Here is a 17,448-nt window from a genome sequence, read left to right as displayed (position 1 = left end):
TTTTTTATTTTAAAGATAAGGGAAGCGAGGCTAGTTTTATGGGATTGCTTGAAAAGTTAAAAACGCATGTTCTTACAGCAGATGGTGCAATTGGTACAGTATTATACGGCTATGGCTTGGAGTACTGTCATGAAGAAATGAATGTTCATAGACCTGAATTAATTGAAAAGATTCATAGAGAATATATAGCAGCTGGAGCCGATATTATTCAAACGAACACTTACGGAGCTAATGCCATAAAGTTAGCCCGCTATGGATTAGAATCACGTGTGCAGCAGTTTAATGAAGCCGCTATGACGATTGCCAAACGAGCAGCGGCAGATGGTGGACAATTTGTCTTGGGTACTATTGGGGGGATCCGTGGTATTCGAAAGAGTGACGCAACATTAGAGGAAATTTTAGCAACGGTTGAAGAGCAAGCAACTGTTTTACTTGCAGGAGTTCCAGACGGCCTTTTACTTGAAACATATTATGATTTTGAAGAGCTAACAGCAACTTTGACAATGCTACGAGCTAAAACAACATTACCGATTATTGCTCAAGTTTCTATGCATGAACCAGGAGTTTTGCAAAATGGAATGAGTTTAAATAACGCTTTACATGAACTTGAAGCGCTAGGTGCTGATATCGTAGGTGTTAACTGTCGCTTAGGTCCTCACCATACTATACAAGCATTTGAAGGTGTAGAGCTTCCTGAAAAGGCATTTATGTCAACGTATCCGAACGCATCTCTTCTTGATTTGGAGGATGGCCGTGTTGTTTATGAATCAGAAGCAGATTATTTTGGTCGAGCAGCTGTAGAGCTTCGAGATCAGGGGGTACGTTTAATCGGTGGCTGCTGTGGTACGACACCGAAGCATATTGCCGCGGCGAAAAAATACTTAGAGGAGCTATCTCCAGTAGAGGAAAAGCACGCGAAGCCAGAAAAAGTAGAGGTTGTACGTGAGGCAGAGCCACCAAATTATGAGCCATTACATGTAAAAGTAAAACGTGAACGCTCAGTTATAGTGGAGTTAGATACACCAAGACATTTAGAAATTGAAGGCTTTATTGAAGGTGCCCAAAAATTATATGAAGCAGGCGCAGATGTAGTCATGATGGCTGATAATTCACTTGCATCCCCAAGAATTAGTAATGTTGCAATGGGTGCCTTACTAAAAGAAACACATGGGGTACGCCCGTTGACACATATAACATGCCGAGATCGTAATTTAATTGGTCTTCAATCACATTTAATGGGATTAAATGCACTAGGCATTCATGATATTTTAGCAGTTACTGGAGATCCGACAAAGGTAGGCGATTTCCCAGGGGCGACTAGCGTTTATGACGTATCTTCAATGGAGCTAATCCAGTTAATAAAACAGTTAAATGAAGGAGTATCATTCTCAGGGAAACCTCTTCGTAAAAAGGCGAATTTCTCTGTAGCGGCTGCGTTTAATCCCAATGTACGTGTATTAGACCGAGCTGTAGCACGATTAGAAAAGAAGATTGAGCATGGGGCAGATTATTTTATTTCACAGCCTGTTTATTCAAAGGAAAAAATCGTGGAAATTTACGAGGCGACAAAGCATTTAGAAACACCAATTTATCTAGGCATTATGCCAGTAACGAGCTATAAAAGTGCGGAGTTCTTACATCATGAAGTGCCGGGCATCAAACTATCTGATGATGCGTTAGCCCGCATGAAGGCTTGTGGTGATGATAAAGAACGCGCAACACTAGAAGGAATTGCAATTGCCAAGGAGTTAGTAGAAGTAGCAGCGGAATATTTCAATGGTATTTACCTCATCACACCATTTTTGCGCTATGATATGACACTAGAATTGATGGAATTTATTGAGCAATTGGATGAACAGAAAAAAGGGGTAAGTATAAATGGCTAAGCACTTGATTGAAGAACAATTAGAAAAACGAATTTTAATTCTTGATGGCGCAATGGGTACAATGCTACAAAATGAAAATTTATCAGCAGAGGATTTTGGCGGCGAGGAATATGATGGCTGTAATGAAAATCTTGTGCTAACTAGACCAGATGTGCTTGAAAAAATTCATGGAAAATATTTAGAGGCTGGAGCAGATATTATTTGTACAAATACATTTGGAAGTACTCCACTTGTATTAAATGAATATGATCTTGGTACGAAAGCAGAAGAGATTAATAAACGCGCTGTAGAAATTGCACGCAAAGTAGTGGATGAGTTTTCAACGTCCGATTGGCCTCGTTTTGTAGCGGGGGCTATGGGACCAACTACAAAAACTTTGTCAGTTACAGGTGGTATTACATTTGAAGAGTTAGAGGAAAACTTTTATGTTCAGGCGAAGGCACTAATCGAAGCTGGAGCCGATGTTCTGTTGTTGGAAACGAGTCAGGATATGTTGAATGTTAAGGCAGGTACACTGGGTGTATCTCGTGCTTTTGAAACAACTGGAAAAGAGCTACCTGTGATGATATCAGGAACAATTGAACCTATGGGTACGACACTTGCTGGTCAAACAATTGATGCTTTTTACATTTCCATCGAGCATATTAAGCCATTGTCAGTTGGCCTAAACTGTGCGACTGGGCCAGAGTTTATGACTGATCATATTCGTTCACTAGCAGAGCTTTCAACAGGCTATATTAGCTGTTATCCGAATGCAGGCTTACCTGACGAGGAGGGCTGCTATCATGAGTCGCCTGAATCATTGTCACGGAAGCTAAAAGGCTTTGCTGAAAAGGGCTGGCTGAATATTGTCGGAGGCTGCTGTGGTACAACGCCAGCGCATATTGCTGCTATTCGAGAGGTGCTAAAGGACGAAAAGCCTCGACAATTACCAGATGCAACACATGGTCATGTAGTATCAGGTATCGAGCCATTGGTGTATGACGACTCTATGCGTCCATTATTTATTGGAGAACGGACAAATGTAATCGGCTCTCGTAAATTTAAAAATTTAATTATTGATGGGAAGTTTGAGGAAGCAGCAGAAATCGCGCGTGCTCAGGTGAAAAATGGAGCACATGTTATCGATATTTGTTTAGCAAATCCTGACCGTGATGAACTAGCCGATATACGTGGCTTTATGCAGGAGGTTGTAAAAAAAGTAAAAGTACCTCTTGTAATTGACTCAACAGATGAAAAAGTAATTGAGGAAGCACTTAAGTTTTCTCAAGGGAAAACCATCATTAATTCGATTAACTTAGAGGATGGCGAAGAGCGTTTTGACGCAGTTTTACCGCTAGTGAAAAAATATGGTGCCTCTTTAGTTGTGGGTACGATTGATGAGCAAGGTATGGCGGTTGACCGACATCGCAAGCTAGAGATTGCTGAGCGTTCCTATAAATTGTTAACAGAAAAGTGGGGTATTGCTCCTGAAGATATTATCTTTGATCCACTAATGTTCCCAGTAGGTACGGGAGATGAACAGTATATTGGCTCGGCACTCGAAACGGTGGAAGGAATTCGCCTGATTAAAGAAAAAATGCCTCGTACATTAACGGTGCTTGGTGTAAGTAATATTTCATTCGGATTACCACCCGTAGGTCGTGAAGTATTGAATGCCGTGTATTTATATCATTGTACACAGGCTGGTTTAGATTATGCAATTGTGAATACGGAGAAGTTAGAACGTTATGCATCGATTCCAGAGGCAGAGATTAAGCTAGCAAATGATTTACTCTTTCATACAAATGATGAAACATTAGCTGTCTTCACGGATTTCTATCGTGATAAAAAGAAGGAAAAAACAGAGGCAGATATTCCGAAAACAGTAGAAGGTCGCTTAGCTTACTATATTTTAGAGGGTACAAAAGAAGGGCTTATTGAAGATTTAGAGGCTGCTCGTGAAATTTTCGAAACACCGCTTGCTATTATTAATGGACCATTAATGGATGGAATGGCAGAGGTTGGCCGCTTATTTAACGATAATCAGCTGATCGTAGCAGAAGTATTACAATCAGCAGGGGTTATGAAGGCAGCGGTGGCACATTTAGAGCAATTTATGGAGAAAGATGAAGAGAGTGCTGGCAAGGGGAAGATGGTACTTGCAACTGTAAAAGGCGATGTGCATGATATTGGGAAAAACCTTGTTGATATTATTTTAAGTAATAATGGCTATAGGGTGATTGATCTTGGCATCAAAGTAACACCTGCCCAGTTAATAGAAGCGATTCGCAAGGAAAAGCCAGATTTCATCGGGCTTTCAGGCTTACTTGTAAAATCAGCGCAGCAAATGGTTATTACAGCTCAAGATTTCAAGGAAGCAGGTATTGACGTACCTATTTTAGTAGGGGGAGCGGCATTATCCCGTCGCTTTACTGAAACAAAAATTGCCGGCGAATATAATGGACCTGTCATTTATTCAAAGGATGCGATGCAAGGATTAGAGCAGGCAAATAGGTTAATGGGGACAGATACACGTGCAGATTTCTTAGCTGAAATTAAGGAATCGCGTGAAAAACGCTTAGAGGCAGACGAAAAAAGAGCGGCTCGCCCTATAAAAGAAGTAACTATAAAGCCTGTACGCACAATAAAGGAAGCGTCTGTCTTTCTACCAGCAGATGTGCGCCGCCATGTAAAGAGAGAATATGCTGTTTCGCATTTATATCCATATGTTAATATGCGGACATTACTTGGACATCACCTAGGTTTAAAGGGTCAAGTACAGCAATTACTTGATGCTGGCGATGCAAGAGCAACGGAGTTAAAAGATTTAGTTGACGATTATTTACAAAGGGACCTATTGAAACCATCAGGTATGTATCAGTTTTTCCCTGCACAAGCAGATGGGGATGATGTAGTTGTTTATGATCCAGCAGATAGCAAAACAGAAATTGAACGATTTACCTTCCCGCGTCAGCAAGTTGAACCGTTTTTATGTCTTGCAGATTTCCTAAAAACAGTTGAAAGCGATGAAATGGACTATATTGCCTTAATGGTGGTAACGGCAGGACAAGGGGTTATGGCAAAGGCTCGTCAGCTAAAAGAGGAAGGGAAATTCCTTGAAAGTCATGCATTACAATCTACAGCCCTTGAACTTGCAGAAGGCTTTGCGGAGCGTATGCACCAAGAGATTCGTGACCAGTGGGGCTTCCCAGATGCGACAGATTTTACAATGCGTGATCGTTTCGCGGCAAAATATCAAGGACAGCGCTTCTCATTCGGCTATCCTGCATGTCCAAACTTAGAGGATCAAGAGAAATTGTTCGGTTTATTAAAACCAGAGGACATTGGTGTTCATTTAACGGAAGGCTTTATGATGGAGCCAGAAGCTTCTGTTTCAGCAATTGTCTTTGCACATCCAGATGCTCGATATTTTAATGTGTAATGTTGAAAAAAGTGGTATAACATTATGTAATGAATCAAATGTGATAGTTTAGTTTTAGTGATAAACCCTATTATGGTTGGGACGTGAGCATGATGATTCGATTAATGGAAGAGAGAGATTTACCCGAGGTTTTAGACATCTATAATGACATTATTTTAACGAGCAAGGCCGTTTATCGATATGAAACACAGTCGTTGGAAGAAAAAAGGCAATGGTACAAGGAGCAACAAGCAACTGGTAATCCACTGCTGGTTTTCGACGAAAATGGCACTGTAGCCGGCTTTGCAACATATAGTCAGTTCCGTCCATATCCTGGTTATAGGTACACAATGGAGCACTCTGTGTATGTGCATAAGGATCATTATCAAAAGGGAATAGCTACACAGTTAATGCATGAGCTTATTCGAATTGCGGAAGAGCAAGGTGTGAAAACACTAGTAGCAGGCATTGATGGTGAAAACATCGGAAGTATTAAAGTACATGAAAAACTAGGCTTTGAATATGCGGGTACAATTAAAAACGCAGGCTATAAATTTGGACAGTGGCTAGATCTTGTATTTTATCAACTACAGTTAACTGGACCAAAAGCATAGAAAGGGTATGGCATGTCAAATCCTTCAGGCTGAAGACAAACTCTATTTTATTTGCATAAAGCAGTATAGTAATTTAATCGTGAGACCTCGACATTCAGTATTTTGTGAGGAACGTCGAAAAGTATTGTTTTCCTCCATAGTGGATTTTTATGATATTTTAATAAATAGTTATATTCTTTTGGATTAGCTTGTCTACTTATGCTAATGATGAGGAGTTGTTGATTTTTCACGGAGAGTGGCGACTCCTGCGGGATTAGCTTGCGCTGAAAGCCCCGCAGGAACGCAGTGACGAGGAGATTGAAGCCGAGCCCGCGGAAAGCGCCAACTCGGAGTGAACATCAACCTTTGTTTATTGATACAAATTATTTAATGTTTATTCTTTTGACGAAAAGATAAAAGGATATGACAAATGTCATATCCTTTTTATGATGTTTGCTTCTGTTACAGATTATACTCTTGTTTTATGATGAGGTCATAAGGAAAAGGAAACGAGGGAGTAAAAACAATGGCAACAGATCGAGAAAAAACAAAAAAACTGCGCCAGGATGTAGCACCATTTGCGAAATCTGATACAGTTAAAAGTATTTTTCAAATGGTGAATACGATTGTACCTTTAATCGCTTTATGGGTAGCTGGCTATATGTTAGTGGATGTTTCACCATGGTTAACAGCTGGATTAAGTGTAATTTCTGCTGGCTTTGTCGTACGAACATTTATTATTTTCCATGACTGTACACACGGTTCATTTTTCAAAAGTAAAAAAGCAAACGACTGGGTTGGTTTTGTAACTGGGGTGTTCACATCATTCCCGTATGAAAAATGGAAGCGTGAGCATACAATTCACCACGCAACTAGCTCGAACTTAGACAAGCGTGGTATTGGTGATATTGATATGATGACAGTGGAAGAGTATTTAGAAGCATCTAAAGGACAACGTTTATGGTATCGTTTTTACCGTAATCCGTTAGTAATGTTCGGCTTAGGCCCATTATATATGGTATTAGTGTTAAACCGTTTTAATCGTAAGGACGCTAAACAGAAGGAACGCTTTAACACATATTTAACAAATGTCGTTATTGTGGGAATTTGTGTAGCTTTAATTTACTTTATGGGTTGGCAAGCATTTTTATTAGTACAGGGTGTAACATTATTTATTGCTGGTTCTCTTGGTATTTGGTTATTCTATATTCAACATACGTACGAGGATTCTTATTTTGAACATGACTCAGAATGGGATTATGTAAAGGCTGCTGTTGAAGGTAGCTCGTATTATAAATTACCAAAGCTATTACAATGGGCTACAGGTAATATTGGCTTTCACCATGTACATCATTTAGCCCCTCGCGTACCAAACTATAACCTTGAAAAAGTGCATAATGAAACACCGCCATTACACACGGCGACAACAATTACATTACGTAAAAGTTTAGAATCGTTACGCTACAAGTTATATGATGAAGAACAAGGTAAGTTTGTAACTTTTAAAGAAGTTAGTGAAATAATCAAACGAAAAGCAAGAGGCAGTTTCGCTGCTTAGTAGAATTTTTTCAGCCATCTCATTAAGGGGTGGCTGTTTTATATATTTTACTGTCAGGTGTGTTGGCCAGGGAAATATTAGTTTATCGTGTTATAAAAGGCTCATCACCAAAAGTTGTGGATGACATTTTTAAGACGTAGCTTGTATATAAGTTGATTGGAGTGGGGGCTGGGCGACTCCTTGGGGCTCATCGGATGCCCCAGGAAAGCGCCCAGTAGGAACGGAAATCAACCCCATGTTATGAAAATGAGCCAATTACTACAGGGATGTAATTATATGGATAGTGCATTAAAAACCATGTTCAGGCACAAAATTAATTTTCTTGTTATAATAAGGGAAAAGTAGGAAAGAGCGTGAGATTATGATGAGGAAATGGCACAGTATTATTCCGAATAGTCCAATGCTCAGTATATATTTATGGATTATTTTCTGTTTCCTACCGTTTTTCTTCATTTTTAGAAAATCATCCTATATAGAAATATCAATTGGTATTACATTTTTAATGCTATATTTTATCTTCTATCGGTTTTCCATGAATTCGAAAAGCGGTCTTGTTTATATGTGGATTAGCTTTGAAATGGTCATTAATATCGTCATGACCATATTGTATGGCTATGTGTATTTATCAATTTTCACAGCTTTCTTCATTGGGAATATTCGTAAACCTGTTGGCTTCTATATTATGTACGGGCTACATATTGGCTTCACGGTTATTTCGACAGGTGTTGGCTTCTTTGTTGAGCTACACTTATTTTTATCACAACTACCGTTCGTTGTTTTAACGATTCTAGCAGTTGTACTTATGCCACTAACGATTTATTCAAAAAATAAACGTGAAAATTTAGAGGGGCAGCTTGAGACTGCTAATGAACGAATAGCTGAGTTAATTATTTTTGAGGAACGACAACGTATTGCTCGTGACTTACATGATACTCTCGGTCAAAAGTTATCAATGATAGGACTAAAAAGTGACTTAGCTTCAAGATTAATTGAACGAGATCCACAGCAGGCTCTAACGGAGATTAAGGATATTCGTCAAACAGCGAGCATCGCATTAAAAGAGGTACGTGAATTAGTATCAGGTATGCGAACAGCTAGGTTTGAAGACGAGCTTATGCGTATTTCTCAAATATTAAAGGCAGCCGAAATGGAATTCGTATTTCATGGTGATAAAGATTCATTGCAAGTACCACCACTTGTAGAAAATGTATTATCCATGTGCTTAAAAGAGGCGGTTAATAATGTCGTTAAGCATAGTGGCGCTACAAAATGCGAAATTGCCTTCCATCAAAATTTTAAGGAAGTATATTTAATAGTCCGTGATAATGGACAAGGAATCACGAAAAAGCAAGCATGGAAAACTGGTAATGGATTAAAGGGAATGCGTGAACGCTTAGAGTTTATAAACGGTTCCTTTAAAATCGAAAGTGAAGAGGGCACTACATTAACAGTGTCGATTCCAGTGGCGATTACGCATCAGAAGGTCAAAGAAAATCTGAAGAACATATAGAAAAGAGGATTGTGACATGATACGAATTGTAATTGCTGAAGATCAGGGGATGCTATTAGGCGCACTTCGTTCTTTACTTAGTATGGAAGATGATATGGAGGTCGTCGGCTTAGCAAAAAATGGTGAGGAAGCATTGGCGCTTGTAGAAGAGCATCAGCCTGATATTTGTATTATGGATATTGAAATGCCGGTGAAAACTGGACTGGATACTGCCGAGGAACTGCATTGCTTAGGTTCGGATTGTAAAGTGATTATATTAACGACATTTGCAAGGCCAGGTTATTTTGAACGTGCAAGAAAGGCTAGTGTTCGTGGCTATCTACTAAAGGATAGTCCGATCGAAGAATTGGTCAGTGCCATTCGCACAATTATGGATGGCAAAAGAATTTATGCGCCTGAACTCGTTGACTTTGTCTATGAGGATGATAGTGAAAATCCATTAACAGACCGTGAGAGCCAAGTACTGACACTTGTTGCAGAGGGGAAGACGACAAAAGAAATTGCTGCAGAATTATTTTTATCGGCAGGAACTGTCCGCAACTATATCTCAACTATTTTAGAAAAATTAAATGTAGGGAATCGTATTGAAGCTATTGCACGCTTTAAAGAAAAAGGGTGGAATAAATAAAGAAAAGCATTAATACCCTTATACCTAAGAAAGGGTATGGGTTAAAAATAGACTTAAGGCATTGGATAATTTAAATTCAGTGCCTTTTGTCATTTTAAAAAGATATTAGGATATTGTATATTTTGACTATTAATGATAAGATTTAGTAAACTTTAAACATTTTAATGGGAAGGATGGAAGTAATTATGAGAAAAATTATAAAAGTTACTTCAACAGCATTATTAGCAACAACATTCGCTGTAACTAGCGCATATCCTTCAGCCGTTTCTGCTGCAAGCAACGATATGGTGGATCCAGTAGTTGAGACGGAGACATCTATCCCATTACAAAGTAGTATGGATCTAGCTGTTCAGGCGGCATTAGTCGGTCCTGAAATCAAAAAATTAAATGTACTAGGTCATGAATTTAATGTAAAACCAGCTTCTATTTCGAAAAAGAATGATCTAACAGTTGTAAATGGACAAATCTCCCATCACTTAAGCTGGCGTCCGGATGATCAGTTATACTACCGTATTGATATAGAAAATGGAGAAGTAAAGCAAGTGGAGATTAAAATTGACCGAGGAGGTTGGACAAGTTTATCTGCTCCATTTATTGCTACATTAGCACAAAAAAATGATATTCCGATTACGCTCGAAATGATCCAAGAGCTTGGGCAAAAATTGGGTAGTTTTATTGATGGTAAATGGGAGTATGCAGCAGAAGCAATTGTTTCAACTATTGCTTTACATGTTGAATAATTTTAACTTCTTAAGTCTCCTACCTCTATTAGTGATGAGATGAATGAAGGTTTAAGAACTTTTCAACGGTGTCCAAACATCCGATGAAAGAAGTTAAGGCTCCGGACGCAATTATGCCGAGGCGTAATTGATTCAGTGTCAGTGGGGCTTTTCTTCATCCCCACTGATTATTTTTATTACACATTTTTTACGAACTCTCAATGATTGGAATTACTCTTATGGGAACAACAAATAAACTGAGAATCTGAAATCAAGCAGTGAGGGAAGCAGCTTAGTGCCTGTGGAAAGTAATTAAAGCCAGAAGCTTATTCAATTAAGCTTCTGGCTTCTTTATGTGGGACCTTATTTTTTACGTTTTGTTAAACGTCCAAGAACGAATGCACCTGCTGCTACAGCAAGGACGGTGTTCGTTTTTTTCGTAAATACTTGCTTTGTAACAAGATTAAGATTTTGGGGACGCTCCGCTAAACGGCGCATAAAGTAGCCGTACCAATCTTCGCCGAATGGCACATATACACAGAAGTTATAGCCTTCTTTAGCAAGCTCTTTTTGCATGTCTGTACGGAAACCGTAAAGCATTTGGAACTCGAATTTATCGAGTGGAATATTATTGTCAGCTACAAAGCGTTTTACGTGTGCAATAACATTATGGTCATGTGTTGCTATAGACGTAAATTTACCGTGTAGTAAATGATATTCGATTAGCTCAATGAAGTTTAAATCAATATCTAATTTATCTTGGAAAGCAACATCCACAGGTTCCTTATAAGCACCTTTTACGATACGTAGACGATAGTCTTTGAATTTCTCAATATCGTCTTTCGCGCGGTAAAAGTAAGATTGGATAACAGTGCCTACATTATTAAATGTTTTGGATAGCTCTTCAACCATATCAAAGGATGTTTGCAAACGACCGTAGTCTTCCATATCAAAATTAACAAATATATCATATGCTGCTGCTTTCTCTACAATCTCATATAAATTGTCGTAGCAAAAATCAACATCAATATCTAAGCCTAATTGAGAGGGCTTTAACGAAATATGCGCATCAACGCTGTTTTCATGAATAGCTTCAATAACAGCAAGGATTTGTTCTTTAGCTTTAGTTGCTTCTTCTTCAGTTGAAACAAACTCCCCTAAATTATCTACTGTGCAAGAGATATTTTGTGCGTTAAGCTCTTTGATGCTCGCAATCGTTTCTTCAATATTTGTACCAGCTACTACACTTTGCGCTCCTAATTTTAGACCGTATTTTTTTGCAGTACTATTTAATAGTTGGTTTTCAGATAAATGGATGAAAAAATCGCGTAATAACATGGTCATTCTCCTCACTGCATTTTTCTTTTTAGTATAACATAATTTAGAAAATATATATTGTTTTCAATATAACAATTATTTCATTTCAAGTATTTGCATGCGTTCGTTAAAAAGTGCAGGATAGCTTAAAAAACCTATCATTATGCTCGATAATGTCGCAGTCGTTAGAAGGGCGAAAATGATTAATAGCTGAAATTGCACCGCTTGAATAGGGTCTGCACCACCGATAATTTGACCGCTCATCATACCTGGCAATTGAACGAGTCCAATAGTTTTCTGGCTCTCAATTGTAGGGATCATACTTGCTTTTACCGCATTGATTAGTTGTTGATGAATTGCCTGTTTTGGTGTGCCTCCCAACGATAAAATTAACTCAATTTCATTATGGTGACTAGTGATTTCTGCTGTAAAACGATTTAAAAATAGGATGGATAAAACCATAGAATTACCAATCAGCATGCCGCTAATCGGAATAATATACTGCGCAGTTGCTGGTATAATATTAAAACCGAGCAAAACACCTTGAGTAACAACTTCTATCACGATAAGAGTTAACGCTATTTTCCACGTAATCCCTTTTATACCTTTCCCTTTTTTACGAGCATTTAATGTCGCTACTAAAATCATTAAAGCAATCATAAGGAAAATATAAATATAGCTTTGGGCATCAAAGACAAATTTTAAAATATAACCTACTGCAAGCAGTTGAATAATAGAACGAATAGTAGCTATGATTGTATCTTTTTCGAGTCCAAGCTTTAAAGTTTTTGATAGTATAATTGGTATTAATACAAAAATTAATGTTAGAGATAGTGTTGTATATGTCATGCATTCACCCCCTGTACAAATTCTAAGACACGTGGATTTGTAGGGGCGCTAAGTAAGGAACTTTTTCCTGTTTCAATAAGCTCACCATCCATCATAACCCATGTATAGTGCCCGATTGACAGTGCTTGCTGTAAATTATGAGTTATCCAGATCATTGTAACATTGTATTTTTTATTAATTGTAGCAATTAGTGTCTCAATTTCCTGAACGGATTGACGATCTAGTGCAGATGTGATTTCATCTAATAATAAAATGGAGGATTGATTGATAAGTGTTCGTGCAATAGAGACTTTTTGTCGTTGTCCACCTGATAATTTATTTGTAGGGCGTTGTAAAAAGCTTTGATCAAGTCCAACATCTTGTAAATATTGGATAGCCTCTTGCTCCGTCAGCTTTTTTCCTTGTAACGAACGAGGAAGTGCAAGATTTTCAAATACAGTTCCTGCTATCATGGGTGCTGCTTGAAGAGCCATACTTACATGTCTTCTTAAAGCGGTTGGCTCGTATGTAGAAATATGTTGGTTATCAATTAATATTTGACCATCTGTAGGTGATAATAGTCCATTGCACAATTTAAGTAGAGTTGTTTTACCAGCACCTGAAGGGCCGACTAATGTTGTGATTTTTCCTTTAGGGAATGATCCAGTAATCAAATTTAATATCGTCTTGTCATTCGCTGAAAAGCTAACCTGTTGAAAGTGAATAGCAGGCTCGTATGACGTATTCATATAGTGAAAACTCCTTTATAATAATAAGTAAAATAACTGTAGCATGAAACGAATGGAAGCTAAAGTTATTTAACATTTTTCAGGCTATAATTAAGGGGGATAGAGAATGGATGTATTATATGTAGACACACTAACATATGTACAAGGCAATATGTATATCGTTGCATCAGATGAAGGTCTTGTATATATCGGAACACCGAATGCGCCATTTGAAGAGGTGGAAGTGTGGGCGAAAAAGCCTTTTAAAGGCTATCGATTTGAAGAGAATAAAGAAAAGTTACAGGGCTATGTTAAGCAATTTACTGCCTATTTTAATAAAGAACTTACTGAATTTAATTTGCCAATACATGTAAAAGGAACACCGTTTCAACTAGCGGTATGGGATGCGTTGAAGGAGCTACCATATGGTGCAACTACAACGTATTCAGATATTGCACACCGCATCGGTAATCCGAAAGCAGTAAGAGCTGTAGGTAGTGCAATTGGTGCTAATCCAATATTAGCAATTATTCCTTGTCATCGTGTGATTGGAAAGAATGGTAAGCTAACAGGTTTTCGTAGTGGACTAGCTATGAAAGAATTTTTACTTGAACTAGAAAAAGTCTAAAGACAGGCGATTTGTCTAAAGTGGTTTAAACATCGTATTGAGTAGATTCCTCTCTGACAGGCAATTGCGCAGAGTTTCTCTTAAATTGATCAATACGCCTATCCAGGTGAGTAAACTGTTCTTGGATGATAATCAAATTGGAAAAGAATCTGCATGACATATATAGGATGCCGAGCAGATTCTTGTTTTTGAAGGAAAATCGACACTAGACATGTTCTTCGTGAACATTGTTATGTGCTTTACCGAAGTGAGTTAAACGATGAGCAAATGTTTCTCCTCGTACGGCAGAGCCTTTGAAAATATCTTGAAATTCATAAGCTGGAGCACCATGTTCGATGACATCTAAGCCGGCGACTTCTTCTTCAGCAGAAACACGTAATGGCACAATTGCTTTTATAATAAACAAACCAGCTGCTACTGAAACGCTAACCCAGGCAATTGTAGCAATAACCCCAATGGCTTGCACGCCTAATAGACTGAAGCCTCCTCCATAAAATAATCCTTGACCACCAATATCGAACAAGCCGACTGCAAGAGTACCCCAAACACCACAAATACCATGAACAGCAATCGCGCCAACAGGATCATCGACTTTTAATTTCCATTCAATGAAGCGGACGCCCTCGACCAATAATGGAGCAGCAATTAATCCAATCATCATTGAACCGACAATACTAACATTAGCAGCACCAGCGGTAATACCTACGAGCCCTGCTAAAGCACCGTTTAATGTAAGTGAGCCATCGATATGACCATATCGAAACTTCGTATAAAAGGCAGTAGCCACAACCCCAGCAGCAGCTGCGAAAAATGTATTTGCAATTACACTAGGAACAAGTTCAGGATCAGCCGCTAATGTAGAAGCCCCGTTGAAGCCAAACCAGCCAAACCAAAGTAAAAATACCCCTAAAGCTCCTAATGGAATACTATGTCCTGTAATAACGTTAACATGACCATTTTCATATTTACCAAGACGTGGACCAACCATTACCGCTGCTACAAATGCCGCTATAGCACCTGTTAAGTGAACAACGGTAGATCCAGCGAAGTCGATAAAACCAAGATCTGTTAACCAACCTTGACCACTCCAGACCCAATGGCCAACAACGGGATAAACGAGAAGCGACATGAGAATAATAACGCCGACGTAAGCAAAAATATTAGTACGTTCTGCCACTGCTCCAGATAAAATCGTTGCGCCAGTTGCTGCAAACATTGTTTGGAAAATAAAGAAGGAAAGATCATCTACACCATGTAAGGCAAAGCCACTTGTACCGAAGATGCCGCCAGCTGTATCACCAAACATAATAGCGTAACCACATAGAAAATAGACAATACCGCCAAGTGAAATAGTAAGGAAGTTTTTCATTATAATATTGACTGCGTTTTTTGAACGCGTAAAGCCAGCTTCGACCATCGCAAACCCTGCATGCATAAAGAATACTAAAATAGTACCGAGCATCACCCAAACTAAATTTACAGATAATATTATTTCATCCATATATATCGCCCCCTTATTCTACTGCAATCGATCCGACTTCTTTTGTGCGGATACGAATTGCTTGTTCTACCGGGTAAATAAAGATTTTACCGTCTCCAACCTTACCGGTTGCTGCATCACGTAATAAAACTTTCACGATAGGATCTACTTTTTCGTCATCAACAATCATTTCTAATTTCAACTTAGGTAAAAATTCAATTTCATAGGTATTTCCGCGAAATAACCCTGTACGTCCTAATTGGCGACCGCAGCCAGCAATTTCAGAAACACTGAGCCCTGCAATTCCTTCTTGAGCAAGACCGTCCCTGACGGCGCCGAAAACTTCGGGACGAATGATTGCTTCTAATTTTTTCATCAATACCAGCTCCTTGTGTAAGTTTAATTTACATGTTAAAGCGGTATGAAAAACAGTGCAATTGTTTTTTGAATATCTATGTTATGTTTTGTTACATAGTATATTACGGAATTCGTAATAGTTTGCTGAAAAGGTTTTTATAAGGGGAATGAAAGCGGTACTAAAAAATGTGTCTAATTTGTGTGCGGTTCTAAATTTTCTGATTATTCATGTGAGGAAATCTAACATTAAAGTAGAAGGATGTAATACGCAAGAATTTGGGTATATAGTGTATACTAGGACTAATTATCAAAGCGGAAGAAGGGGTTTCTTGTGAGATCAAACTATGCAGATGATAGCTTAGCGCTACACACAGACTTGTACCAAATCAATATGGCAGAATCGTATTGGGCGGATGGTATACATAATAGAAAAGCAGTTTTCGAATTATATTTTAGAAAATTACCTTTTGGCAATGGTTATGCTATTTTTGCGGGCTTAGAGAGAATGCTTGAATATTTACGTGATTTTCGTTTCAGTGATTCGGACATTGCGTATTTGCGTGAAGAGGTTGGGTATAAAGAGGATTTTATCGAGTATTTAAAAAATATTCGATTTACTGGGGATATGTATTCTATGGTGGAAGGAGAGCTTGTTTTCGCTAATGAACCAATTGTCCGTATTGAAGCACCGTTAGTAGAGGCGCAGCTAATTGAAACCGCATTACTTAACATTGTGAACTACCAAACCTTAATTGCAACAAAGGCTAGTCGTATTAAACAAATTATAAAAAATGAAGCGGCGATGGAGTTCGGTACGCGACGTGCTCAAGAGATGGATGCAGCAATTTGGGGAACGCGTGCAGCATTTATAGGTGGGTTTGCTTCAACTAGTAATGTTCGTGCAGGTAAACTCTTTAATATACCGGTATCAGGTACTCATGCACATGCACTTGTTCAAGCCTATAAAAATGATTATGATGCGTTTCATGCCTATGCGAAACGTCATCGCGATTGTGTATTTCTTGTGGATACTTACAATACGTTAAAATCAGGTGTGCCAACAGCCATTAAAGTGGCGAAGGAGCTTGGTGACAAAATTAATTTTATTGGAATTCGTTTAGATAGTGGAGATATAGCTTTCTTGTCAAAAGAAGCTCGTCGCATGTTAGATGAAGCGGGTTTTAAGAATGCTAAAATTATCGTATCGAATGACTTAGATGAATATACGATCTTAAACTTAAAGGCTCAAGGTGCAAAAGTTGATGTGTGGGGAATAGGCACAAAGCTTATTACAGCTTACGACCAACCAGCTTTAGGCGCTGTTTATAAAATGGTCGCTATTGAAAATAATGAAGGGCATTTAGAAGATACGATTAAAATTTCTGCGAATGCCGAAAAGGTATCGACGCCAGGTCTAAAAAATGTATATCGCATTATTGATAGAAAGAATGGTAAGGCAGAGGGAGATTACATTACGATGCAAGATGAAAATCCTCAATCAGAGGAGCGCATTAAAATGTTCCACCCTGTTCATACATTCGTATCAAAATTTGTAACGAACTTTGAAGCAAAGAATTTACAGCAGCTTGTGATTAAAAATGGTGAAATTAATTATCAAAATCCGACTTTGGAAGAAATGCGCGACTATGCAGCTGATAATTTAGAGTTGTTATGGGATGAATATAAACGTGCCATGAATCCTGAAGAATACCCAGTCGATTTAAGTCAAAAATGCTGGAATAATAAAATGCGCAATATTGAAGAAGTACGTGAAATGGTCAATCGATTGTAAAACGTAAGGAGTGAAGGCAAA

At 38.4% G+C, this 17,448-nt stretch carries 14 protein-coding genes; 9 read left to right on the top strand and 5 right to left on the bottom strand.

Going from position 1 to position 17,448, the window contains the following annotated elements:
* Window positions 1-38: 38 nt before the first annotated feature.
* The 7 genes from FJQ98_RS23375 (at window position 39) to FJQ98_RS23345 (ending at window position 10,318) form a co-directional block, all read left to right on the top strand.
* The gene (locus tag FJQ98_RS23375) at window positions 39-1,886 is read left to right on the top strand and encodes a bifunctional homocysteine S-methyltransferase/methylenetetrahydrofolate reductase (protein WP_053594885.1); all 1,848 of its coding nucleotides are present in this window, start codon (window positions 39-41) and stop codon (window positions 1,884-1,886) included.
* Entirely contained in the window at window positions 1,879-5,310 is a 3,432-nt protein-coding gene (gene metH / locus FJQ98_RS23370; RefSeq protein ID WP_053594855.1) for a methionine synthase, read from the top strand. Before FJQ98_RS23375 ends, metH begins: the two co-directional genes overlap by 8 nt.
* A gap of 92 nt (window positions 5,311-5,402) precedes the next feature.
* On the top strand, window positions 5,403-5,903 hold the full coding sequence (locus tag FJQ98_RS23365; RefSeq protein WP_053594856.1) for a GNAT family N-acetyltransferase: 501 nt from the start codon (window positions 5,403-5,405) through the stop codon (window positions 5,901-5,903).
* A 505-nt stretch (window positions 5,904-6,408) separates the two neighbouring features.
* Complete coding sequence (gene desA, locus FJQ98_RS23360) at window positions 6,409-7,440, top strand: Delta(5) desaturase DesA (protein ID WP_053594857.1); 1,032 nt, start codon at window positions 6,409-6,411, stop codon at window positions 7,438-7,440.
* A gap of 364 nt (window positions 7,441-7,804) precedes the next feature.
* The gene (locus tag FJQ98_RS23355) at window positions 7,805-8,950 is read left to right on the top strand and encodes a sensor histidine kinase (RefSeq protein ID WP_425492709.1); all 1,146 of its coding nucleotides are present in this window, start codon (window positions 7,805-7,807) and stop codon (window positions 8,948-8,950) included.
* Between the two features lie 16 nt (window positions 8,951-8,966).
* The gene (locus tag FJQ98_RS23350) at window positions 8,967-9,578 is read left to right on the top strand and encodes a response regulator transcription factor (RefSeq protein WP_053594859.1); all 612 of its coding nucleotides are present in this window, start codon (window positions 8,967-8,969) and stop codon (window positions 9,576-9,578) included.
* A 185-nt stretch (window positions 9,579-9,763) separates the two neighbouring features.
* Window positions 9,764-10,318 (top strand): hypothetical protein, encoded by a 555-nt coding sequence (locus FJQ98_RS23345; protein ID WP_075807240.1) that lies wholly within the window; start codon window positions 9,764-9,766, stop codon window positions 10,316-10,318.
* Between the two features lie 342 nt (window positions 10,319-10,660).
* Here the strand turns inward: FJQ98_RS23345 and FJQ98_RS23340 are convergent, their stop codons facing one another.
* The 3 genes from FJQ98_RS23340 to FJQ98_RS23330 form a co-directional block, all read right to left on the bottom strand.
* Window positions 10,661-11,635 (bottom strand): proline dehydrogenase family protein, encoded by a 975-nt coding sequence (locus tag FJQ98_RS23340; RefSeq protein WP_053594861.1) that lies wholly within the window; start codon window positions 11,633-11,635, stop codon window positions 10,661-10,663.
* Window positions 11,636-11,710: 75 nt separating this feature from the next.
* Complete coding sequence (locus FJQ98_RS23335; protein ID WP_053594862.1) at window positions 11,711-12,463, bottom strand: ABC transporter permease; 753 nt, start codon at window positions 12,461-12,463, stop codon at window positions 11,711-11,713.
* Window positions 12,460-13,191, bottom strand: a complete 732-nt coding sequence (locus FJQ98_RS23330) for an ABC transporter ATP-binding protein (protein ID WP_053594863.1) — start codon at window positions 13,189-13,191, stop codon at window positions 12,460-12,462. Before FJQ98_RS23330 ends, FJQ98_RS23335 begins: the two co-directional genes overlap by 4 nt.
* Before the next feature lie 106 nt (window positions 13,192-13,297).
* Here FJQ98_RS23330 and FJQ98_RS23325 point away from each other — a divergent pair, with 106 nt between their 5' ends.
* On the top strand, window positions 13,298-13,798 hold the full coding sequence (locus FJQ98_RS23325) for a methylated-DNA--[protein]-cysteine S-methyltransferase (RefSeq protein WP_053594864.1): 501 nt from the start codon (window positions 13,298-13,300) through the stop codon (window positions 13,796-13,798).
* Between the two features lie 205 nt (window positions 13,799-14,003).
* Here the strand turns inward: FJQ98_RS23325 and FJQ98_RS23320 are convergent, their stop codons facing one another.
* Both FJQ98_RS23320 and FJQ98_RS23315 read right to left on the bottom strand, forming a co-directional pair.
* Window positions 14,004-15,299, bottom strand: a complete 1,296-nt coding sequence (locus FJQ98_RS23320; protein WP_053594865.1) for an ammonium transporter — start codon at window positions 15,297-15,299, stop codon at window positions 14,004-14,006.
* A gap of 13 nt (window positions 15,300-15,312) precedes the next feature.
* Window positions 15,313-15,654 carry a P-II family nitrogen regulator gene (locus FJQ98_RS23315; RefSeq protein WP_053594866.1) on the bottom strand — a complete coding sequence of 114 codons (342 nt, stop codon included), beginning with the start codon at window positions 15,652-15,654 and terminating at the stop codon, window positions 15,313-15,315.
* A 312-nt stretch (window positions 15,655-15,966) separates the two neighbouring features.
* On the opposite strand from FJQ98_RS23315, the gene FJQ98_RS23310 reads away from it, so the two are divergent.
* Window positions 15,967-17,427, top strand: coding sequence for a nicotinate phosphoribosyltransferase (locus FJQ98_RS23310; RefSeq protein ID WP_075807241.1), 1,461 nt, complete (start codon window positions 15,967-15,969; stop codon window positions 17,425-17,427).
* Window positions 17,428-17,448 lie beyond the last annotated feature (21 nt).

The organism is Lysinibacillus agricola, assembly GCF_016638705.1.
GTDB lineage: Bacteria > Bacillota > Bacilli > Bacillales_A > Planococcaceae > Lysinibacillus > Lysinibacillus agricola.
The sequence above is the reverse complement of the archived record's forward strand: the minus strand, read 5'-3'. Positions and strand labels throughout refer to the sequence as shown.